Below are 20359 nucleotides of genomic sequence, written 5' to 3'. Positions count from 1 at the left end.
GTGGCAGGGCCACGGTTCCATCCAACTTCACAGGTGTGCACTTGATTGTGTATGCAATTGTTACTAACGGTAGAATTTCACCTATCCCTCCTATCTGCTCGCAGCACCCGCAGACTTTCTGAAAGAAGAAGATAACCTACTTATCCGTTGCTATGATTATACTAAAGTTTCTACTTTTTTGCAAATAGATTTTTAAATTTTTGACCAATGGTTTGAATCAGGGTCGGAAGCTTGACGACCTTGTCATTGCCCAGTTTTTCACGAGCAATTTTGAGAATGGCACCTGAGTCTTTTGAAGCAAAGAGGAATTTTCCTCTATCTGTAAAGACTTCGAAGTGGCGACTGATTTTGCGACCAGTAACATTAGCTCCAATTTGGTTGATATGGCTCCAAGGAATCTGGATAAATTGTTCAACATTGACATCGGGATAAAATTCCAAAGCCTGATCTCCGACAAGGAATTTCCCAACTTTTCCAGCTATAGAGAGGTAGGAGGTGCCTGTCGTATTGAGGAGCACTGTTTTGTTAAGTGATTGAGCCATGCTTAGTCTTCCTTACTTTCACCGAAAAAGGCATTGTAGAGGGCTTTAATAGCTGCTTTCTCTTGGTCCTTATGGACAACAAACATGATAGATACTTCACTAGAACCTTGAGACATCATCTGGATGTTGATCTTATTTTCAGATAGAGCACGTGTCGCAGTAGCAGTTACTCCGATATGGCTCTTCATCTTTTCTCCAACAATCATAATGATTGAAAGGTCGTGCTCGATTTCTGCATGGTCTACTTCAGCCTTTTGAACCAACTGACGAAGGATTTCTTCTTCCTTGATAGGAGTTAATTCGCGAGAACGGAGGATGATTGAAAGATCGTCGATACCTGTTGGCATATGTTCCCAACCGATGTTAAGATCTTCAAGGATTTGAAGAACCTTGCGTCCAAATCCAACCTCACGGTTCATGAGGTATTTCGACATATTGATGCTGACAAAACCAGAGTCACCAGCAATTCCTACTACTGGGAACTTGTCACTACTGTGTTTTAGAACGATACGAGTACCTGGATGGTCAGGGTTGTTGGTATTCTTAATAACCAGAGGAATTTTTCCACGGTAGGCAGGAAGAAGCGCTTCGTCATGAAGAACTGAGAAGCCTGCATAGGCTAACTCACGCATTTCACGGTAGGTCAACTCTGGGATAGAGTGTGGTTGGTGAATGATTCCTGGGTGAGCCGCAAAGATACCATCAACATCCGTAAAGTTTTCATAGAGATCGGCCTTAACACCGGCAGCAATGATAGAACCTGTAATGTCTGATCCTCCACGTGAGAAGGTACAGATCTGATTTTCCTTGGTAACTCCAAAGAAACCAGGAATGACAAGAACTTCATTTGTATTTGTCAATTCTTCAATCTTGTCATAACTTGATGGAATGATGCGAGCGTGACCAGGTTCACTTGTGACCACAATACCAGCTTCTCTAGGGTGCACATAGCGTGCATCGATCCCGTTTTGATTAAAGTAGGCAGCAATCAATTTAGCATTGTTATTTTCACCAGCTGCTAGGAAAGTATCGTAGAGAAATTCATTCTCTTCGATAGGAAGAGTGGCCAAGGCACGAATGCTTTTAGAGATTTTTTCTAAAACAGCTGGTTTAAGACCTAGTTCACTAACCATAGCAGCATAGCGGTCGATAATCCAGTTTTGACTCTTACTAATATCGTTACCAGCAACATAGTCGCGGTAGTATTTAATTAAGGCATCCGTAACCTTAGTATCTTCAGCATTGCGTTTTCCTGGTGCAGAAACGACTACAAAACGACGCTCTGAATCGCTTTTGACGATGTTTAAAACTTTTTCTAATTGACTAGCAGAGGCAAGAGAGCTACCTCCAAATTTAACAACTTTCATAAGAACTCCTAAAGTAAGTATTTTATACGATTATAGCAGAAAGAAAGCCTTTTTTCAATGAAGAAAATAAGATGTTTTCTAGCCTAAAGCGAGCCTTTCCAATCGGCTGAGACACTTTTAGTCGATTTTTTCTTGCTTTCGAGTTTTAAAAAAGATATACTTTGAAAATAAAATAATTTAACCTGCTTATAAAATAAAAAGGAGTTCAAATGGAACACATTATTTATCAGCTTGAAGAGGATTTGGCAATCCTTACCTTGAATCGTCCTGAGGTCGCAAATGGTTTTCATATCCCTATGTGTGAGGAGATTTTAGAAGCTTTAACTTTGGCAGAAGAGGATCCGGCTGTGCAGTTTATCCTAATCAATGCAAATGGCAAAGTCTTTTCAGTTGGGGGAGATTTGGTTGAGATGAAGCGAGCAGTCGATGAGGATGATATTCCATCATTGACGAAAATCGCAGAATTGGTCAATACTATTTCTTATAAAATCAAGCAAATTGCTAAACCTGTCTTGATGGAGGTTGATGGGGCTGTTGCAGGTGCCGCAGCGAATATGGCTGTTGCTGCAGATTTCTGCCTTGCTACGGATAAGGCTAAGTTTATCCAAGCCTTTGTCGGAGTTGGCTTGGCTCCGGATGCAGGAGGAATTCATCTCTTGAGTCGAAGTATCGGTGTGACGCGTGCTGCCCAACTAGCCATGACAGGAGAGGGATTGACAGCAGAAAAAGCTCTGGAGTGGGGTCTTGTTTATCGGGTCTCTGAAGCTGATAAACTTGAAAAGACGAGAGAACAGCTTCTTAAAAAATTGAGACGCGGGTCAGCTAATTCCTATGCTGCCATTAAGAAATTGGTTTGGGAGAGCCAATTCAAAGATTGGCAAGATTATGCTGTTTTAGAACTGCATCTACAGGAATCCTTAGCTCAAACGGAGGATTTTAAAGAAGGAGTGCGTGCTCATTCGGAGAGAAGAAGACCTAAATTTACAGGAAAATAGAAAAATACTTGCACCATTCTTTGAACTTTGATATAATTCTCTTGTCAAATGTTTTGATTCTAAAAGTTTTTTTGAAAAGGAGGGAAGGAAAGATTGGACTACCAACGAATTAATGAATATTTAACATCTATATTTAACAATGTCCTCGTCATTGAGGAAGTTAGCTTGAGAGGTAGTCGTTTCAAGGATATCTCCATCAAAGAAATGCATACGATTGATGTGATTGGAAAAGTTCCAGATGTGACACCAAGTCAAGTGTCGAAAGAGTTGATGGTGACTCTTGGGACAGTGACGACTAGTTTGAATAATCTCGAACGTAAGGGTTACATTGAACGCATTCGTTCAGAACATGATCGACGTGTGGTACATCTGCATTTGACAAAGAAAGGTCGCTTGGTTCATAGGCTACATAAACGCTTCCACAAGGCCATGGTTGAAAAAATCATTGATGGTATGAGTAAGCAAGAAATTGAGGTTATGAGCAAAGGTTTGACCAATCTTTATCAATTTTTGGAGGATTTGAGATAATGGCTTTTGCAAAAATAAGCCAGGTTGCTCATTATGTGCCAGAGCAAGTGGTTACAAATCATGATTTGGCTCAGATTATGGATACCAATGATGAGTGGATTTCAAGTCGGACGGGAATACGACAAAGGCATATTTCAAGAACAGAATCTACTAGTGATTTGGCTACAGAAGTTGCCAAGAAACTGATGGCAAAAGCTGGAATCACAGGAGGGGAGTTGGATTTTATCATCCTAGCTACCATTACTCCAGATTCGATGATGCCCTCTACAGCTGCTCGTGTTCAAGCTAATATTGGTGCTAATAAGGCCTTTGCTTTTGACCTAACAGCGGCTTGCAGTGGATTTGTATTTGCTCTTTCAACTGCTGAAAAGTTTATCGCTTCTGGTCGCTTTCAAAAAGGCTTGGTGATTGGTAGTGAAACCCTCTCTAAAGCAGTCGATTGGTCAGACCGATCAACAGCTGTTTTGTTTGGAGATGGTGCTGGTGGAGTCTTGCTAGAAGCTAGCGAGCAAGAGCATTTCTTGGCTGAGAGTCTCAATAGTGATGGAAGTCGTAGCGAATGTCTGACCTACGGACATTCAGGTTTACATTCTCCATTTTCAGATCAAGAAAGTGCAGATTCATTTTTGAAGATGGATGGGCGTGCAGTCTTTGATTTTGCTATTCGGGACGTAGCCAAGTCTATCAAGCAGACTATTGATGAATCTCCTATAGAGGCGACAGACTTGGATTATCTGCTACTTCATCAGGCTAATGACCGTATTTTGGATAAGATGGCTAGAAAAATCGGTGTTAACCGAGATAAAATTCCAGCCAATATGATGGAATATGGCAATACCAGTGCAGCAAGTATCCCGATTTTACTTTCAGAGTGTGTAGAACAAGGTCTCATCCGTTTAGATGGTAGCCAGACTGTTCTACTATCAGGCTTCGGTGGAGGCTTGACATGGGGCACGCTCATTCTTACAATTTAGGTAATCATGTGGTGAACACATTGTTATAAAAAAACTATTTATTTTAAAGGAGTCCTATCATGGCAGTATTTGAAAAAGTACAAGAAATTATCGTTGAAGAACTTGGAAAAGACGCATCAGAAGTAACACTTGAATCAACTTTTGATGATTTGGACGCAGATTCATTGGACTTGTTCCAAGTAATCTCAGAAATCGAAGATGCTTTTGATATCCAAATCGAAGCAGAAGATGACTTGAAAACAGTTGGTGACTTGGTTGCCTACGTTGAAGAGCAAACAAAATAAGCAGAATATAAGATAGAAGGAGTAGGGAAACCCGCTCCCTCTTGTTTAGGCAATAGTTTGATTGTCAAATTATGACGGTATCGAACTATTACGTAAGCAAGAAACGATGGAGGCACTATGAAAACGCGTATTACAGAATTATTGAACATTGATTATCCTATTTTTCAAGGAGGAATGGCCTGGGTTGCTGATGGTGATTTGGCAGGGGCTGTTTCCAAGGCTGGAGGACTAGGCATTATCGGTGGGGGGAATGCCCCTAAAGAAGTTGTCAAGGCAAATATTGATAAAATCAAATCATTGACTGATAAACCCTTTGGTGTCAACATCATGCTCTTGTCTCCCTTTGTGGAAGATATTGTAGACCTCGTTATCGAGGAAGGTGTTAAGGTAGTGACAACAGGCGCAGGAAATCCAAGTAAATACATGGAACGTTTCCATGAAGCTGGTATTACAGTTATTCCTGTTGTACCGAGTGTTGCCCTAGCTAAACGCATGGAAAAAATCGGTGCGGACGCTGTTATTGCAGAAGGAATGGAAGCTGGGGGGCATATCGGTAAATTAACAACCATGACCTTGGTGCGCCAGGTTGCTGCTGCTGTATCTATTCCTGTTATTGCTGCAGGAGGGATTGCGGATGGTGAAGGTGCTGCGGCTGGCTTTATGCTAGGTGCAGAAGCTGTTCAGGTTGGAACTCGCTTTGTCGTTGCAAAAGAGTCTAATGCCCATCCAAATTATAAGGCGAAAATTTTAAAAGCTAGAGATATTGATACTACGATTTCAGCTCAACACTTTGGACATGCTGTTCGTGCGATTAAAAATCAGTTGACTCGTGATTTTGAACAAGCTGAAAAAGATGCTTTTAAACAAGAAAATCCAGATTTGGAAATTTTTGAACAAATGGGAGCAGGTGCACTAGCCAAAGCGGTTGTTCACGGAGATGTGGATGGAGGCTCTGTCATGGCAGGTCAAATTGCAGGGCTTGTTTCCAAAGAAGAAACCGTTGAAGAAATCCTAAAAGATTTGTATTACGGAGCAGCTAAGAAAATTCAAGAAGAAGCCTCTCGTTGGGCAGGAGTTGTAAGAAATGACTAAAACAGCCTTTTTATTTGCTGGTCAAGGTGCCCAGTATCTAGGTATGGGACGGGATCTCTATGATCACTACCCTATTGTCAAAGAAACGATTGATCAAGCAAGTCAGGTACTCGGTTATGATTTGCGTCATCTTATTGATAGGGAAGAAGAAAAACTCAATCAGACCCGCTATACGCAACCAGCTATTTTAGCAACTTCAGTTGCTATTTACCGTTTATTACAAGAAATGGGCTATCAGCCTGATATGCTTGCTGGTTTGTCTCTTGGAGAATACTCTGCCTTGGTGGCTAGCGGTGCCTTGGATTTTGAAGAAGCTGTTGCCTTGGTTGCTAAGCGTGGAGCCTATATGGAAGAAGCGGCTCCTGCTGGCTCTGGTAAGATGGTAGCAGTTCTCAATACGCCAGTAGAGGACATTGAGGAAGCCTGTCAAAAAGCTTCTGAACTTGGAGTGGTTACCCCAGCCAACTATAATACACCTGCACAAATCGTGATTGGTGGAGAAGTGGTTGCAGTTGATCGAGCTGTAGAACTCTTGCAGGAAGTTGGTGCCAAACGCTTGATCCCTCTCAAGGTATCAGGTCCCTTTCATACTGCTCTCCTTGAGCCTGCTAGCCAGAAACTAGCTGAAACTCTAGCTCAGGTAAGTTTTTCAGATTTCACTTGTCCCCTAGTCGGCAATACAGAAGCTGCAGTTATGAAAAAAGAAGACATTGCTCAACTTTTGACGCGTCAGGTCAAGGAGCCAGTTCGTTTCTATGAAAGTATTGGGGTCATGCAAGAAGCAGGCGTAACCAACTTTATCGAGATTGGTCCGGGGAAAGTCTTGTCAGGCTTTGTGAAAAAAATTGATAAGACAGCTAAATTAGCCAATGTTGAAGATCAGGCGAGCTTGGAAGCCTTGCTAGAAAACAAGTAATCCCTTCTCCCATAAATACAAGAGGAAACAGGAGAAAAGAATGCAACTAAAAAATAAAAATATCTTTATTACAGGTTCGAGTCGTGGAATTGGTCTTGCTATTGCCCACAAGTTTGCTCAAGCAGGAGCCAATATTGTTTTAAACAGTCGTGGTGCAATTTCAGAAGAATTGCTCGCTGAGTTTTCAAACTATGGTGTCAAGGTGGTTCCCATTTCAGGAGATGTATCAGATTTTGCAGACGCTAAGCGTATGGTTGATCAAGCTATTGCAGAGTTGGGTTCAGTAGATGTTTTGGTCAACAATGCAGGGATTACCCAAGATACCCTGATGCTCAAGATGACAGAAGCGGATTTTGAAAAAGTGCTTAAAGTTAACTTAACTGGTGCCTTTAACATGACACAATCAGTCTTGAAACCGATGATGAAAGCCAGAGAAGGTGCTATCATTAATATGTCTAGCGTAGTTGGTTTGATGGGAAATATCGGTCAAGCTAACTATGCAGCTTCTAAGGCTGGTTTGATTGGTTTTACCAAGTCTGTGGCGCGTGAAGTGGCCAATCGCAATATCAGGGTTAATGCTATTGCACCTGGAATGATTGAGTCCGATATGACAGCTGTTCTATCAGACAAGGTAAAAGATGCTATGCTGGCACAAATTCCTATGAAAGAATTTGGGCAGGCAGAGCAGGTTGCAGATTTGACAGTATTTTTAGCAGGCCAAGATTATCTAACTGGTCAAGTGGTTGCCATTGATGGTGGCTTAAGTATGTAGCAGAAGCTAGAGGTAAAAAAGATGAAACTAAATCGCGTAGTAGTAACAGGTTATGGAGTAACATCTCCAATCGGAAATACACCAGAAGAATTTTGGAATAGTTTGACAACTGGAAAAATCGGAATTGGTCAAATTACAAAATTTGATCATAGTGACTTTGATGTGCATAATGCAGCAGAAATCCAAGATTTTCCTTTTGATAAATACTTTGTTAAGAAAGATACCAATCGTTTTGATAACTACTCTTTGTATGCCTTGTACGCAGCCCAAGAAGCTGTCAATCACGCTAATCTCGATGTGGAGACTCTTGATAAGGATCGTTTTGGTGTTATCGTGGCTTCTGGTATTGGTGGAATCAAAGAAATTGAAGATCAAGTGCTTCGCCTAAATGACAAAGGACCAAAACGTGTGAAACCATTGACCCTTCCAAAAGCCTTGCCAAATATGGCTTCAGGAAATGTTGCTATGCGTTTTGGAGCAAACGGTGTTTGTAAATCCATCAATACTGCCTGCGCTTCATCAAATGACGCGATTGGGGATGCCTTCCGCTCAATTAAATTTGGTTTCCAAGACGTTATGTTGGTAGGTGGTTCAGAAGCCTCTATCACACCTTTTGCTATTGCTGGTTTCCAAGCCCTAACTGCTCTCTCAACTACAGAGGACCCAACTCGTGCTTCCATTCCATTTGATAAGGATCGTAATGGTTTTGTCATGGGTGAAGGTTCTGGGATGTTGGTTCTTGAAAGTCTTGAACACGCCGAAAAACGTGGCGCTACTATCCTGGCTGAAGTGGTTGGTTACGGAAATACCTGTGATGCCTACCATATGACTTCTCCACATCCAGAAGGTCAGGGAGCTATCAAGGCCATCAAACTCGCTTTGGAAGAAGCTGAGATTTCTCCAGAACAAGTAGCCTATGTCAATGCTCACGGAACCTCAACTCCTGCTAATGAAAAAGGAGAAAGTGGTGCTATCGTAGCTGTTCTTGGTAAGGAAGTACCTGTATCATCAACTAAGTCTTTCACAGGACATTTGCTGGGGGCTGCGGGTGCAGTAGAAGCTATCGTCACAATCGAAGCTATGCGTCATAACTTTGTACCAATGACAGCTGGAACAAGTGAAGTATCAGATTATATCGAAGCCAATGTCGTTTATGGACAAGGCTTGGAGCAAGAGATTCCATACGCTATTTCAAATACATTTGGTTTTGGTGGCCATAATGCAGTTCTTGCTTTCAAACGTTGGGAGAATAAATAAGTATGAATTTAAACGATATTAAAGACTTGATGGCTCAATTTGACCAATCAAGTTTGAGAGAATTTTCTTATAAAAATGGGACGGATGAGTTGCAGTTTAGCAAGAATGAAGCTAGACTTGTACCTGAAGTTGCAGCTCAAGTCGCTCCAGCGCCCGTTCTAGCAACACCAAGTCCAGTAGCACCTTCATCTGCTCCAGCAGAAACTGTAGTGGAAGAAACTTCGGCGCCAGTAGAAGCAAGTGTGGCTGCTGAGGGAGATGTTGTAGAGAGCCCACTTGTTGGGGTGGCTTACTTGGCTGCTGGTCCAGATAAACCTGCCTTTGTAACAGTTGGTGATAGTGTTAAAAAAGGCCAAACATTGGTAATTATTGAAGCCATGAAAGTCATGAATGAAATCCCAGCTCCTAAGGATGGTGTGGTAACAGAAATTCTCGTTTCTAATGAAGAAATGGTTGAGTTTGGTAAAGGATTGGTACGTATCAAATGATCGATATTCAAGGAATCAAAAAAGCCCTTCCCCACCGTTATCCTATGCTCCTAGTGGACCGTGTGTTGGAAGTGAGCGAGGATACTATTGTTGCCATCAAAAATGTGACCATTAATGAGCCCTTCTTCAACGGTCATTTTCCTCAATACCCTGTCATGCCAGGTGTTCTGATCATGGAAGCCTTGGCGCAAACAGCTGGTGTCTTGGAGTTATCAAAACCTGAAAATAAAGGTAAACTGGTTTTTTACGCTGGTATGGATAAGGTTAAGTTCAAGAAGCAAGTTGTACCAGGTGACCAATTAGTTATGACGGCAACGTTTGTAAAACGTCGTGGCACCATAGCTGTGGCTGAAGCAAAGGCTGAAGTGGATGGCAAGCTTGCGGCCAGTGGAACTCTTACCTTTGCAATAGGGAACTAAGGAGGTTCTCCATGTTTCGAAAAATTTTAATTGCCAATCGTGGTGAAATTGCGGTTCGTATTATCCGTGCGGCGCGTGAATTGGGGATTGCGACGGTGGCGGTTTATTCAACTGCTGATAAGGAAGCCCTTCATACGCTTTTAGCAGATGAAGCAGTTTGTATCGGCCCTGGCAAGGCAACAGAGTCTTATCTCAATATCAATGCGGTTCTATCAGCTGCAGTCTTGACTGAGGCAGAAGCCATTCACCCAGGTTTTGGATTTCTCAGTGAAAATTCCAAATTTGCAACTATGTGTGAAGAAGTTGGTATCAAGTTTATCGGCCCATCTGGTCATGTCATGGATATGATGGGAGACAAAATCAATGCGCGTGCTCAGATGATTAAAGCAGGCGTGCCTGTCATTCCAGGTTCAGATGGAGAAGTGCATAACTCTGAGGAAGCTTTGATTGTTGCTGAAAAAATTGGCTATCCTGTTATGCTCAAGGCCTCAGCAGGTGGAGGCGGTAAAGGGATTCGTAAGGTTGAAAAACCAGAAGACCTCGTTTCCGCCTTTGAAACTGCGTCTAGTGAAGCCAAGGCCAATTATGGCAATGGTGCCATGTACATAGAACGGGTTATCTATCCAGCTCGTCACATTGAGGTTCAAATCCTAGGAGATGAATACGGACATGTGATTCATTTAGGTGAACGGGATTGTTCTCTTCAACGGAATAATCAAAAGGTTTTGGAAGAAAGTCCTTCGATTGCAATCGGCAAAACGCTACGCAATGAAATTGGTTCTGCTGCTGTTCGAGCTGCGGAGTCTGTTGGTTATGAGAATGCAGGGACCATTGAGTTTCTTCTTGATGAAGCCAGTGGAAAATTCTATTTCATGGAAATGAATACTCGTGTTCAGGTGGAACATCCAGTAACAGAATTTGTTTCAGGTGTGGATATCGTTAAGGAACAAATTCGCATTGCGGCAGGTCAGCCTCTGTCTGTTAAGCAAGAAGATATTGTTCTAAGAGGGCATGCTATCGAGTGTCGTATCAATGCAGAAAATCCAGCCTTTAAATTTGCTCCAAGTCCAGGTAAGATTACTAATCTCCATCTGCCAAGTGGTGGAGTTGGCTTACGCGTGGATTCAGCAGTTTATCCAGGCTATACCATTCCACCTTATTATGATAGTATGATTGCTAAAATCATCGTTCATGGTGAAAATCGTTTTGATGCCTTGATGAAAATGCAACGTGCCCTCTATGAATTAGAGATTGAAGGGGTGCAGACCAATGCAGATTTCCAGCTTGACCTCATTTCAGATCGCAATGTCATTGCTGGAGATTACGATACTTCCTTCTTGATGGAAACCTTTTTACCCAAGTATCAAGAAAAAGAATAAAATGACTTCAAGAGTTTAAACCGAAAAGGGGAATCAATGGCTCTATTTAGTAAAAAAGATAAGTATATTCGAATCAATCCCAATCGTTCGGTTAGGGAAAAACCTCAAGCCAAGCCAGAGGTTCCAGATGAATTATTCTCCCAGTGTCCAGGCTGTAAGCATACCATTTATCAGAAGGATCTGGGAAGTGAGCGTATCTGTCCGCACTGTAGTTACACCTTTCGTATTTCTGCCCAAGAACGCTTGGCTTTGACGATTGATATGGGAACCTTCAAGGAATTGTTTACAGGGATTGAAAGCAAGGATCCCTTGCATTTCCCTGGTTATCAAAAGAAACTAGCAACTATGCGTGAAAAAACAGGTCTGGATGAAGCCGTTGTGACAGGAACAGCTCTTATAAAAGGTCAGACTGTGGCTCTTGGGATTATGGATTCTAACTTTATCATGGCTTCTATGGGTACAGTTGTAGGTGAGAAAATCACTCGCTTGTTTGAGTATGCGACTGTTGAAAAGTTGCCAGTTGTTCTCTTCACAGCCTCTGGTGGCGCCCGTATGCAGGAAGGGATCATGAGTCTCATGCAGATGGCCAAGATTTCTGCAGCGGTTAAACGCCATTCAAATGCAGGCCTCTTTTACCTGACCATTTTGACAGATCCAACGACAGGTGGTGTAACAGCTTCCTTCGCTATGGAAGGCGATATCATTCTAGCTGAACCACAAAGTTTGGTTGGTTTTGCTGGGCGTCGTGTCATTGAAAATACGGTTCGTGAAAGCTTACCTGAGGATTTCCAAAAGGCAGAATTCCTATTGGAACATGGCTTTGTGGATGCTATTGTCAAAAGAAGAGATTTGCCAGATACGATTGCTAGCCTAGTCAGATTGCACGGAGGGGGGTCTAGATGAATATTGCAAAAATGGTCAGAGAAGCGCGTGAGCAGAGTCGCTTGACAACCTTGGACTTTGCGACAGGCATTTTTGATGACTTTATCCAATTACACGGTGACCGTTCTTTTCGTGATGACGGTGCAGTTGTTGGTGGTATCGGCTGGCTTGGAGACCAAGCTGTAACAGTGGTTGGTATTCAAAAAGGCAAGAGCTTGCAAGACAACCTCAAACGGAATTTTGGTCAACCACATCCAGAAGGCTATCGCAAGGCACTGCGTTTGATGAAACAGGCTGAAAAATTTGGCCGTCCAGTTGTGACCTTTATCAATACAGCAGGTGCCTATCCTGGTGTCGGGGCGGAAGAACGTGGTCAGGGAGAAGCTATTGCTCGCAATCTCATGGAAATGAGTGACCTGAAAGTTCCGATTATCGCCATCATTATCGGTGAAGGTGGTTCAGGTGGGGCTCTGGCTCTAGCAGTTGCAGACCGTGTCTGGATGCTGGAAAATTCTATCTATGCCATTCTCAGTCCAGAAGGCTTTGCTTCCATTTTATGGAAGGACGGCACTCGTGCCATGGAAGCGGCAGAACTGATGAAAATCACTTCACACGAGCTGCTAGAAATGGACGTGGTAGACAAGGTGATTTCTGAAGCAGGACTTTCTAGCAAAGAATTAATTAAGAATGTCAAAAAAGAACTCCAAGATGAGCTAGCTAGACTTTCGCAAAAACCGTTAGAAGCGTTGTTGGAAGAACGTTACCAACGATTTAGAAAATACTAATACCTCAGAATACATAAAAACTAGAACTGGCAGTCAGTTCTAGTTTTTATGTGGTTCTTACTCTGTATCAAGGACGAAGTAAAAGGTGCTTGGAAGACCAAACACCTTTTCGATTATTCATTTTCTTCAGTTACAAATTGACTAAGCAGTCCGTTGATAAAGCGGGCTGATTTTTGATCTGAAAAATTCTTAGCGAGTTCAATGGCTTCATTGACTGCTACTAGCTGAGGTGTATCAAATGATGTGATTTCAAAGATACCCAAGCGTAGTAAGTTTTTTTCGACCAAGGTCAATCGTTCAACTGTCCAGCCTGACTTGAGGTGCTGGTTGATTTGTTTATCCAACTCGTCTTTTTGAGCTTGAACACCAGAAACCAAGTTCAGAAGAAAGGCAGGGATTTGCACATCTTCATCTTCACGGTCATGTGTATATGCAAAGTGACAAGCTGTTTTCATATCTGTACCAAATTCAAGGCTCATGAGGGCTTGAAAAGCGCATTTACGAAGTTCGCGTCTAGATTCTAATAATGGACTAGTCATTGAGGAAGTCCTCGTTAAATAGATCTTTCAACTCAGGTTTTGGTGTTTTATCTGGAACGATTCCTGCAACATGGATGTTAACAGCAGCAAGTTCCACATCAGCCATATCACGGACAGCATCTTTGACCGCTTTTTGAATAGCAAGAGCCACTTTTGGTACTTTCACACCGTACTCAAGGTAGAGATAGATGTCAGCAGTAAGTTCTTCGTTGTTTTCTTTTAAGTAGACGCCACGACCAAGAGAGAGTTTTGATAGGGTATCAGATACGGATTTATTTGAAAATGAGTGGACACCATCAACTTTTGCAGTTGCGATGGCAATGATTTTTTCAAGTACACGTGGAGCGATAACGATTTCGCCAAATTGTTCTTCAATTCCCATAGAATGACCTCTTTCTAGAGATTAGGCACGAGAAACGTAAGTTCCTTCTGCAGTGTTGATGATCAATTTTTGTCCAGCTTCGATGAAGTCAGGAACGTTGACAACAAGTCCAGTTTCCATAGTTGCTGGTTTACCAGAACCTGTAACAGTAGCACCTTTGATAGATGGTTGTGTTTCAGCAACTGTCAATTCAACAGTAGTTGGTACAGTTACACCGATTACTTCAGTTCCGTAGAATTGGATTTTCACATCAGAGTTTTCAAGGATGTAAAGCAATTCATTTTCAACGTTTACAACTGGAATTTCGTATTGGTCGTAAGTTTCAGTGTTCATGAAGTAGGCAGTTTCATCCATTTTGTACAAGTATTGAGCTGGAACAGTTTCGATAATAGCTTGTTCGAATTTTTCTTCTGGACGGTAGCTTGTGTCAAAAGTAGAACCAGTACGGACATCACGTAATTTCATACGCATGATTGTGTTCCCTTTACCTGGTTTGTGGTGGCTAGCTTCCAAAACGCGGATCAATTTTCCGTCTGCAGTTTCAAATGTCATACCAGCTTTCAATTTGCTTGCTTCAATCATGTTTTTACCTCTTTAATAAATATTATTACTCTTCATTTTACCATAAAATCTTCTGGAAATAAAGCCAAAATAGTTAATGGGATTTGGTAGGGGAGAAAAAACCAACCTCAAGGTTGGTTTCTTTTACATATTAATCTTCTTTCAACTTCGCTAATTCCTTGGCAAGGAGTTTAAGGGCGACTTGTGGGTTGGCTTGGCATCTTGTTTAGTGAGTTTGTTAGAAGTATCTTGATTGGCATTGAGGTTATTGAAAATTATTAAACTATTTTATAACCTTTAAAAATTATCTAAGATATATTAGGTGTTATTTACTATCAGTTAGCTTCTTTATGGAATGATGTTCAATGAGCCAACCTACAATCCACCCCGTCGCTAGCAAGTAATTTTCGAAAGCGCCGATAGCATTCACAGGAGAATGATACTCCATAAAATTGACTAAGTGATTTGTTCCTATTCCAATCCCACCGATGATGAGAGCGAGAAGCACGATTTGCAAATAGAACCAATCATACTTAATATTGACACCGAGAATAAGAATCAATACAGCTAGGTTCCATATTCCAATTTCTCGTTGCCAACCATCAGAGACTCCGTACCCTGAGTGGCTTCCCATGTATGATGGAAAGAAAATTTGTAGTATAGAAGCGCCTAACATAGCGATGATGACTAAGACAAATAGAAATCGTAAAAATTTGTTCATTTTTTCTTCTTTCTAAATTAGAAAAAGGTATATAAAAAGTCTATTATTCATCTTCTTTCAACTTGGCCAATTCCTGGGCAAGGAGTTTAAGGGCAACTTGTGGGTTGGCTTGGCCTTTGGTTGCTTTCATAAGGAAGCCTGTGAAGGCCTTGTCCGCGTTGCGTTTGCCTGACTTGAAGTCTGCAACAGCCGCTTCATTATCGGCAAAGACTTGGTGGATGATTGGAATCAAGATATCTGGATCTGAGATTTGGACCATACCTGCTTTTTCCACGTATTCACGCGCTCCGCCGCCATTTTTAGCCAGGTGGACAAAGACTTTCTTGGCAATCTTAGATGAGATAGTGCCGTCTTCGATGATGGCAATCATTTCAACCAAGTTTTCTGGTGTCAATTCGATTTGTTCAAGTGTCTTGCCTTCGGCATTCAAGAACTGAGCGACTTCGCCTTGGAGCCAGTTAGAGACTTGTTTAGCATCGCCACCGAGGGCAACAGCTTTCTCAAAGAAGTCAGAAGTGACTTTATTAGCAGTCAACTGACTAGCATCGTAGTCTGATAAACCAAGGTCAGATATATAACGCGCACGACGCTCTTTTGGAAACTCTGGTAACTCTCTACGCATTTCTTCGATCCACTCGTCTGAGATTTCAAAGAGAGGTAGGTCTGGTTCTGGGAAGTAGCGGTAGTCTGCAGCGCCTTCCTTAACACGCATGAGGATGGTTGCTTTGTTGGCTTCATCGTAACGGCGTGTTTCTTGGCGAATCTGACCACCTGAGCGAAGGATTTCAGCTTGACGTTGGACTTCGTATTCAAGACCTTTACGGACGTTAGAGAAGGAGTTGAGGTTCTTCAACTCAGTTTTGGTACCAAATTTTTCTTGACCATAAGGACGAAGGGAGATGTTGGCATCCACACGCATCGAACCTTCTTCCATCTTAACGTCAGAAATACCAGCGTATTGGATAACTTCCTTGAGGGCTGTTAGGTAAGCATAGGCTTCTTCAGGAGAACGCATGTCAGCTTCAGATACAATCTCAATCAAGGGTACCCCTTGGCGGTTGAGGTCAACATAAGAGTAGCCATCTGTACCATGGGTATTCTTACCAGCGTCTTCCTCTAGATGAGCACGTTCGATACCGATTTTTTTAGTCGTACCGTCTTCTAGCTCGACTTCAATCCAACCGTTGTAGCCGATTGGCTCATCAAACTGAGAAATTTGGTAGGCTTTTGGATTATCAGGGTAGAAGTAATTCTTGCGGTCAAAGTGCATCTTTTTATGGATGTCCATGTTGAGGGCAAGAGCTGCCTTGATACCTGCATCGACAACACCTTTATTGAGAACTGGCAGTACGCCTGGGAAAGACCAGTCAATCACGTTAGTGTTGGCATTCTGGTCATTTCCAAAGTGGGCAGAAGTAGGTGAGAAGATTTTTGAATTGGTGTTGAGCTCTACGTGGACTTCAAGTCCAATGACTGTTTCAAAGTTCATTAGTTATCACCTCCAAAAATCACGGGTTGTTGTTTGTGGTAGTCTGTTGTTGCCTCAAAAGCAGCAGCAGCTTGGTAAATGGTTTCCTCAGAGTACTTAGGACCAATCAATTGCAGACCGACAGGTAGACCTTGAGAGAAACCAGCAGGAATCGAAATTCCTGGTAGACCAGCTAAGTTGACTGGGATGGTCAAAAGGTCAGCCAAGTACATAGCAACGGGATCGTGGTTGAGAGAATCCAAGTCATAAGCAACACTTGGAGCAGTTGGACCCAAAATCAAATCGTAATCTGCGAAGACTTTTTCGAAATCTTGAATGATGAGGGTACGGACCTGTCCAGCTTTCTTGTAGTAGGCATCGTAGTAACCAGATGAAAGACTGAATGTACCAAGCATGATACGACGTTTCACCTCTTCACCGAAACCTTGGCTACGGCTGTTTACATAGATTTCATCAAGGCTTGTCGCATCCTCTGCACGATAGCCGTAACGGATACCGTCAAAACGTTGCAAGTTTGATGAAGCTTCTGATGAAGCGATGATGTAGTAAACGGCAACACCGTATTTTGAGTGAGGAAGGCTAACTTCTTCAACGATAGCACCCAATTTTTCAAAGTGCTTAGCAGCATTAAGAATAGTTTCCTTAACCTCTGGGTCAATTCCTTCACCGAGGTATTCCTTAGGCAAAGCGATTTTCATACCCTTGATGTCTTGACCGATTTTTGAAGTAAAGTCAGCAATGCGGACAGGAGCAGAAGTAGAGTCTTTAGCATCTTCGCTGGCAATAGCGTTGAGTAAGAGAGCATTTTCCTTAACAGTCGGAGCAAAAGGTCCAATCTGGTCTAATGAACTACCAAAGGCAATGAGACCGAAACGTGAAACTGTTCCGTAGGTTGGTTTGAGACCAACGATCCCGTTGAAGGCAGCAGGTTGGCGGATGGAACCACCAGTATCAGAACCAAGAGACAAACGGACTTGCCCTGATGCTACAGCTGCGGCAGAACCACTTGATGAACCACCAGGAACCTTGCTGTGGTCCCAAGCGTTTTTAGTTGCTCCGTAGTGGGAAGTCTCACCTGAACCACCCATGGCAAATTCGTCCATGTTGGTCTTCCCTACGACAATCATACCCTTAGATTTTGCATTGGAAACGGCTGTCGCATCAAAGATTGGCTCATAGTTGTAGAGCATTTTTGAGGCAGCAGTTGTGAGAATACCGTCTGTAGAGATGTTATCCTTAACAGCCAATGGAATTCCTGAGAGGATATTCTCAGCATCGATTCCTGCTTCATCAATAGCTTTAGCTTGCGCAAGGGCTTGTTCCTCAGCGATGGTAACAAAAGCGTTGATAGCTGTCTCGCGAGATTTGATATCTTCAAGCGTTGCTTGCGTTAGTTCGGTTGCAGAAATTTCCTTAGATACAAGGAGATTGTGCAAGTCTTCAATAGTTTTGTTATTAAAAGTCATTAGGCATCTCCTCCATCATCTAGGATAGCTGGCACCTTGATATAATAGTTATCTTTTTCAGGTACGTTTTTAAACAAGCGATCACGGTCTGTTCCTTCTTCGGCCACATCAGGGCGGAGTACAGTCTTGCGGTCAGCCATGGTCGTGGTAGGTGCGACACCAGTTGTGTCTACTTCGCCCAGCAATTCAACCATGTCAACAATCTTAGATAAGGTTGTCGCAAAGGCAGCAGTTTCTTCTTCAGAGAATCTTAATTTTGAAAGATTGGCAACGTGTGTTACCTCTTCTTGCGTAATTTTCATCTTGCATCCTTTCGTGAAATGATGATTTTTAGTCTGTTCTATTTTACCATATTTTCCTATAAATAAGGGAAGGAAAGATGAAAAAAGACAGGTATAGGATGGAGAACGGATTTTGATGATGATTTATTTGAAAAGCGGATTTCAAAGGGGGAAATATATGGTACAATAGTTTAACAGAGAAGTGAAGACGGTGGTTACGAAATCGAAAGGATGGTGATGCTTATGTGCAGAACCTGTAAAATCTTAGTAGAAAGGAGTAACCAGATTTGTCCCCTTTTGAGGCTTTGACACTCATGTTTGTAGCTGGTAACTTTGTTATCACGCTCCTAAAGTTCATCCTTGAATTGGTAAAAGAGACAAAAAAATAGCCGTCCTAACTTTGGCGAGTTAACGAGCTATTTTTTAGTTATGTAATTACAGCCACCGTCTTAAACGGCTCTGTGGGGTGTTGTTGACGCAACACCTTTTTCTATATTTATTGTAACATTTATTTTAAAAATTGCAAGTGGAATTGTTCTACTTTAGCAGTGTCTGATATAAAATAGAAATTGAAAAAAATGCTAAAATCCGATATAATGGAGTGTTGAAAGGAATGGTAAAATCCAATGTAGAAATCATTCTTAGCTATTGAAACAAGAAAAATAGAGAATCAAAGAAAGAGAACTTATGAATATTCAAGAAGAAATTAAGAAACGTCGTACCTTTGCCATCATCTCCCACCCGGACGCGGGGAAAACAACTATCACTGAGCAGTTGCTCTACTTTGGGGGCGAGATTCGTGAGGCTGGTACCGTAAAAGGAAAGAAAACAGGGACTTTTGCCAAGTCTGACTGGATGGATATCGAGAAGCAACGCGGGATTTCGGTGACTTCATCTGTTATGCAGTTTGACTACGATGGTAAGCGCGTCAACATCCTAGACACCCCAGGGCACGAGGACTTTTCAGAAGATACCTATCGTACCTTGATGGCGGTGGATGCTGCTGTTATGGTCGTGGACTCTGCCAAGGGTATCGAGGCTCAGACTAAGAAATTGTTTGAGGTTGTGAAACACCGTGGCATTCCGGTCTTCACCTTTATGAACAAGCTAGACCGTGATGGACGTGAGCCACTGGACCTCTTGCAAGAATTAGAAGAAGTACTAGGCATTGCGAGTTACCCGATGAACTGGCCAATCGGGATGGGGAAAGCCTTCGAGGGGCTCTATGACCTCTATAACCAACGCTTGGAGCTCTATAAAGGGGATGAGCGTTTTGCTAGTTTAGAAGATGGGGACAAGCTTTTTGGCAGCAACCCTTTCTACGAGCAAGTCAAGGATGATATTGAACTTTTAAATGAAGCTGGGAATGAGTTTTCAGAGGAAGCTATTCTGGCTGGAGAATTGACACCAGTCTTCTTCGGTTCAGCTTTGACGAACTTTGGTGTGCAGACCTTCCTTGAGACTTTCCTTAAGTTTGCTCCAGAACCACATGGACACAAGAAAACAGACGGTGAAATTGTGGATCCTTACGATAAGGATTTCTCAGGATTTGTCTTTAAAATCCAAGCCAACATGGATCCTCGCCACCGTGACCGCATCGCCTTTGTCCGTATCGTTTCAGGTGAATTTGAGCGTGGGATGAGTGTCAACCTGCCTCGCACTGGTAAGGGTGCTAAACTGTCTAATGTTACCCAGTTTATGGCGGAGAGTCGTGAAAATGTAACTAATGCTGTAGCAGGTGATATTATCGGTGTTTACGATACAGGTACTTATCAGGTAGGGGATACTTTGACGGTTGGAAAAAACAAATTTGAATTTGAACCACTGCCAACCTTTACACCTGAAATTTTTATGAAAGTATCTGCTAAGAATGTCATGAAGCAAAAATCCTTCCACAAGGGGATTGAGCAATTGGTGCAAGAAGGTGCTATTCAGCTTTATAAGAATTACCAAACAGGAGAGTACATGCTGGGAGCTGTTGGTCAACTCCAGTTTGAAGTCTTTAAGCACCGTATGGAAGGTGAGTATAATGCGGAAGTAGTCATGAGCCCAATGGGTAAAAAGACCGTTCGCTGGATCAAGCCTGAGGATTTGGATGAACGAATGTCATCAAGCCGAAATATCTTGGCTAAAGACCGTTTTGACCAACCAGTCTTCCTCTTTGAAAATGACTTTGCCCTACGTTGGTTTGCAGATAAGTATCCAGACGTAGAGTTGGAGGAGAAGATGTAAATCGTTAC

At 42.3% G+C, this 20359-nt stretch carries 24 protein-coding genes; 15 read left to right on the top strand and 9 right to left on the bottom strand.

The window, feature by feature from the left end; all coding sequences use genetic code 11:
• Positions 1-170: 170 nt before the first annotated feature.
• On the bottom strand, positions 171-542 hold the full coding sequence (locus ACLNCW_RS02490) for a DUF956 family protein (protein WP_000079349.1): 372 nt from the start codon (positions 540-542) through the stop codon (positions 171-173).
• Positions 543-544: 2 nt separating this feature from the next.
• Positions 545-1909 (bottom strand): aspartate kinase, encoded by a 1365-nt coding sequence (locus tag ACLNCW_RS02485; RefSeq protein WP_024057194.1) that lies wholly within the window; start codon positions 1907-1909, stop codon positions 545-547.
• A gap of 209 nt (positions 1910-2118) precedes the next feature.
• On the opposite strand from ACLNCW_RS02485, the gene ACLNCW_RS02480 reads away from it, so the two are divergent.
• From ACLNCW_RS02480 to ACLNCW_RS02420, 13 genes are all read left to right on the top strand, one after another.
• Complete coding sequence (locus tag ACLNCW_RS02480; protein WP_424845309.1) at positions 2119-2904, top strand: enoyl-CoA hydratase; 786 nt, start codon at positions 2119-2121, stop codon at positions 2902-2904.
• A gap of 93 nt (positions 2905-2997) precedes the next feature.
• Positions 2998-3432 carry a fatty acid biosynthesis transcriptional regulator FabT gene (gene fabT, locus ACLNCW_RS02475; RefSeq protein WP_000386355.1) on the top strand — a complete coding sequence of 145 codons (435 nt, stop codon included), beginning with the start codon at positions 2998-3000 and terminating at the stop codon, positions 3430-3432.
• On the top strand, positions 3432-4406 hold the full coding sequence (locus ACLNCW_RS02470) for a beta-ketoacyl-ACP synthase III (protein ID WP_153210574.1): 975 nt from the start codon (positions 3432-3434) through the stop codon (positions 4404-4406). The genes fabT and ACLNCW_RS02470 overlap by 1 nt, the downstream gene beginning before the upstream one ends.
• A gap of 59 nt (positions 4407-4465) precedes the next feature.
• A complete protein-coding gene (locus tag ACLNCW_RS02465; protein WP_000257838.1) occupies positions 4466-4690 on the top strand; it encodes an acyl carrier protein in 225 nt (74 codons plus the stop codon).
• A gap of 117 nt (positions 4691-4807) precedes the next feature.
• The gene (gene fabK / locus ACLNCW_RS02460) at positions 4808-5782 is read left to right on the top strand and encodes an enoyl-[acyl-carrier-protein] reductase FabK (protein WP_000857446.1); all 975 of its coding nucleotides are present in this window, start codon (positions 4808-4810) and stop codon (positions 5780-5782) included.
• A complete protein-coding gene (gene fabD, locus ACLNCW_RS02455) occupies positions 5775-6698 on the top strand; it encodes an ACP S-malonyltransferase (RefSeq protein ID WP_424845308.1) in 924 nt (307 codons plus the stop codon). The genes fabK and fabD overlap by 8 nt, the downstream gene beginning before the upstream one ends.
• 40 nt (positions 6699-6738) lie before the next feature.
• The gene (gene fabG / locus ACLNCW_RS02450; RefSeq protein WP_001176197.1) at positions 6739-7470 is read left to right on the top strand and encodes a 3-oxoacyl-[acyl-carrier-protein] reductase; all 732 of its coding nucleotides are present in this window, start codon (positions 6739-6741) and stop codon (positions 7468-7470) included.
• A 21-nt stretch (positions 7471-7491) separates the two neighbouring features.
• Entirely contained in the window at positions 7492-8727 is a 1236-nt protein-coding gene (gene fabF, locus ACLNCW_RS02445) for a beta-ketoacyl-ACP synthase II (RefSeq protein WP_000774075.1), read from the top strand.
• A gap of 2 nt (positions 8728-8729) precedes the next feature.
• Positions 8730-9215: an acetyl-CoA carboxylase biotin carboxyl carrier protein gene (gene accB / locus ACLNCW_RS02440; protein ID WP_045604894.1), complete on the top strand. Its 486-nt coding sequence runs from the start codon at positions 8730-8732 to the stop codon at positions 9213-9215.
• Positions 9212-9634, top strand: a complete 423-nt coding sequence (fabZ, locus tag ACLNCW_RS02435; protein WP_424845307.1) for a 3-hydroxyacyl-ACP dehydratase FabZ — start codon at positions 9212-9214, stop codon at positions 9632-9634. Before accB ends, fabZ begins: the two co-directional genes overlap by 4 nt.
• A gap of 11 nt (positions 9635-9645) precedes the next feature.
• Positions 9646-11013 (top strand): acetyl-CoA carboxylase biotin carboxylase subunit, encoded by a 1368-nt coding sequence (gene accC, locus ACLNCW_RS02430; protein WP_261011255.1) that lies wholly within the window; start codon positions 9646-9648, stop codon positions 11011-11013.
• A gap of 36 nt (positions 11014-11049) precedes the next feature.
• The gene (gene accD, locus ACLNCW_RS02425; RefSeq protein ID WP_386684347.1) at positions 11050-11916 is read left to right on the top strand and encodes an acetyl-CoA carboxylase, carboxyltransferase subunit beta; all 867 of its coding nucleotides are present in this window, start codon (positions 11050-11052) and stop codon (positions 11914-11916) included.
• Complete coding sequence (locus ACLNCW_RS02420; RefSeq protein WP_424845306.1) at positions 11913-12680, top strand: acetyl-CoA carboxylase carboxyl transferase subunit alpha; 768 nt, start codon at positions 11913-11915, stop codon at positions 12678-12680. The genes accD and ACLNCW_RS02420 overlap by 4 nt, the downstream gene beginning before the upstream one ends.
• Before the next feature lie 113 nt (positions 12681-12793).
• Here the strand turns inward: ACLNCW_RS02420 and nusB are convergent, their stop codons facing one another.
• From nusB to gatC, 7 genes are all read right to left on the bottom strand, one after another.
• Complete coding sequence (nusB, locus tag ACLNCW_RS02415; RefSeq protein WP_424845305.1) at positions 12794-13219, bottom strand: transcription antitermination factor NusB; 426 nt, start codon at positions 13217-13219, stop codon at positions 12794-12796.
• The gene (locus tag ACLNCW_RS02410; protein ID WP_000510573.1) at positions 13212-13601 is read right to left on the bottom strand and encodes an Asp23/Gls24 family envelope stress response protein; all 390 of its coding nucleotides are present in this window, start codon (positions 13599-13601) and stop codon (positions 13212-13214) included. Before ACLNCW_RS02410 ends, nusB begins: the two co-directional genes overlap by 8 nt.
• A gap of 21 nt (positions 13602-13622) precedes the next feature.
• Positions 13623-14183, bottom strand: a complete 561-nt coding sequence (gene efp, locus ACLNCW_RS02405; RefSeq protein WP_000568643.1) for an elongation factor P — start codon at positions 14181-14183, stop codon at positions 13623-13625.
• A 304-nt stretch (positions 14184-14487) separates the two neighbouring features.
• Positions 14488-14883, bottom strand: a complete 396-nt coding sequence (locus ACLNCW_RS02400) for a hypothetical protein (protein WP_424845304.1) — start codon at positions 14881-14883, stop codon at positions 14488-14490.
• Positions 14884-14926: 43 nt separating this feature from the next.
• Positions 14927-16372 carry an Asp-tRNA(Asn)/Glu-tRNA(Gln) amidotransferase subunit GatB gene (gene gatB / locus ACLNCW_RS02395; protein WP_424845303.1) on the bottom strand — a complete coding sequence of 482 codons (1446 nt, stop codon included), beginning with the start codon at positions 16370-16372 and terminating at the stop codon, positions 14927-14929.
• A complete protein-coding gene (gatA, locus tag ACLNCW_RS02390; RefSeq protein WP_265482140.1) occupies positions 16372-17838 on the bottom strand; it encodes an Asp-tRNA(Asn)/Glu-tRNA(Gln) amidotransferase subunit GatA in 1467 nt (488 codons plus the stop codon). Before gatA ends, gatB begins: the two co-directional genes overlap by 1 nt.
• Positions 17838-18140: an Asp-tRNA(Asn)/Glu-tRNA(Gln) amidotransferase subunit GatC gene (gene gatC, locus ACLNCW_RS02385; protein WP_000705419.1), complete on the bottom strand. Its 303-nt coding sequence runs from the start codon at positions 18138-18140 to the stop codon at positions 17838-17840. The genes gatA and gatC overlap by 1 nt, the downstream gene beginning before the upstream one ends.
• A gap of 293 nt (positions 18141-18433) precedes the next feature.
• Between gatC and ACLNCW_RS02380 the strand changes: the two genes are divergently transcribed.
• Together ACLNCW_RS02380 and ACLNCW_RS02375 are read left to right on the top strand one after the other, a co-directional pair.
• Positions 18434-18508 carry a hypothetical protein gene (locus ACLNCW_RS02380; RefSeq protein ID WP_232610068.1) on the top strand — a complete coding sequence of 25 codons (75 nt, stop codon included), beginning with the start codon at positions 18434-18436 and terminating at the stop codon, positions 18506-18508.
• Positions 18509-18806: 298 nt separating this feature from the next.
• Entirely contained in the window at positions 18807-20351 is a 1545-nt protein-coding gene (locus ACLNCW_RS02375) for a peptide chain release factor 3 (protein WP_001025437.1), read from the top strand.
• Positions 20352-20359: the final 8 nt, after the last annotated feature.

Source organism: Streptococcus sp. CL6.22, from assembly GCF_049738055.1.
In the GTDB taxonomy this organism is placed as follows: Bacteria; Bacillota; Bacilli; order Lactobacillales; family Streptococcaceae; genus Streptococcus; species Streptococcus mitis_DJ.
Note: the sequence above shows the minus strand (reverse complement) of the source record. Positions and strands in the feature narration are given on the sequence as shown.

Bases quoted from the DNA above. Each gene is read 5' to 3' on its own strand.
- accD (WP_386684347.1), top strand. From the start codon at position 11,050: ATGGCTCTATTTAGTAAAAAAGATAAGTATATTCGAATCAATCCCAAT.
- ACLNCW_RS02470 (WP_153210574.1), top strand. From the start codon at position 3,432: ATGGCTTTTGCAAAAATAAGCCAGGTTGCTCATTATGTGCCAGAGCAA.
- ACLNCW_RS02375 (WP_001025437.1), top strand. From the start codon at position 18,807: ATGAATATTCAAGAAGAAATTAAGAAACGTCGTACCTTTGCCATCATC.
- fabG (WP_001176197.1), top strand. From the start codon at position 6,739: ATGCAACTAAAAAATAAAAATATCTTTATTACAGGTTCGAGTCGTGGA.
- gatA (WP_265482140.1), bottom strand. From the start codon at position 17,838: ATGACTTTTAATAACAAAACTATTGAAGACTTGCACAATCTCCTTGTA.
- fabZ (WP_424845307.1), top strand. From the start codon at position 9,212: ATGATCGATATTCAAGGAATCAAAAAAGCCCTTCCCCACCGTTATCCT.
- ACLNCW_RS02420 (WP_424845306.1), top strand. From the start codon at position 11,913: ATGAATATTGCAAAAATGGTCAGAGAAGCGCGTGAGCAGAGTCGCTTG.
- ACLNCW_RS02485 (WP_024057194.1), bottom strand. From the start codon at position 1,909: ATGAAAGTTGTTAAATTTGGAGGTAGCTCTCTTGCCTCTGCTAGTCAA.
- accB (WP_045604894.1), top strand. From the start codon at position 8,730: ATGAATTTAAACGATATTAAAGACTTGATGGCTCAATTTGACCAATCA.
- fabD (WP_424845308.1), top strand. From the start codon at position 5,775: ATGACTAAAACAGCCTTTTTATTTGCTGGTCAAGGTGCCCAGTATCTA.
- ACLNCW_RS02400 (WP_424845304.1), bottom strand. From the start codon at position 14,883: ATGAACAAATTTTTACGATTTCTATTTGTCTTAGTCATCATCGCTATG.
- efp (WP_000568643.1), bottom strand. From the start codon at position 14,183: ATGATTGAAGCAAGCAAATTGAAAGCTGGTATGACATTTGAAACTGCA.
- ACLNCW_RS02480 (WP_424845309.1), top strand. From the start codon at position 2,119: ATGGAACACATTATTTATCAGCTTGAAGAGGATTTGGCAATCCTTACC.
- accC (WP_261011255.1), top strand. From the start codon at position 9,646: ATGTTTCGAAAAATTTTAATTGCCAATCGTGGTGAAATTGCGGTTCGT.
- ACLNCW_RS02410 (WP_000510573.1), bottom strand. From the start codon at position 13,601: ATGGGAATTGAAGAACAATTTGGCGAAATCGTTATCGCTCCACGTGTA.
- ACLNCW_RS02490 (WP_000079349.1), bottom strand. From the start codon at position 542: ATGGCTCAATCACTTAACAAAACAGTGCTCCTCAATACGACAGGCACC.
- gatB (WP_424845303.1), bottom strand. From the start codon at position 16,372: ATGAACTTTGAAACAGTCATTGGACTTGAAGTCCACGTAGAGCTCAAC.
- gatC (WP_000705419.1), bottom strand. From the start codon at position 18,140: ATGAAAATTACGCAAGAAGAGGTAACACACGTTGCCAATCTTTCAAAA.
- nusB (WP_424845305.1), bottom strand. From the start codon at position 13,219: ATGACTAGTCCATTATTAGAATCTAGACGCGAACTTCGTAAATGCGCT.
- ACLNCW_RS02465 (WP_000257838.1), top strand. From the start codon at position 4,466: ATGGCAGTATTTGAAAAAGTACAAGAAATTATCGTTGAAGAACTTGGA.
- fabF (WP_000774075.1), top strand. From the start codon at position 7,492: ATGAAACTAAATCGCGTAGTAGTAACAGGTTATGGAGTAACATCTCCA.
- fabK (WP_000857446.1), top strand. From the start codon at position 4,808: ATGAAAACGCGTATTACAGAATTATTGAACATTGATTATCCTATTTTT.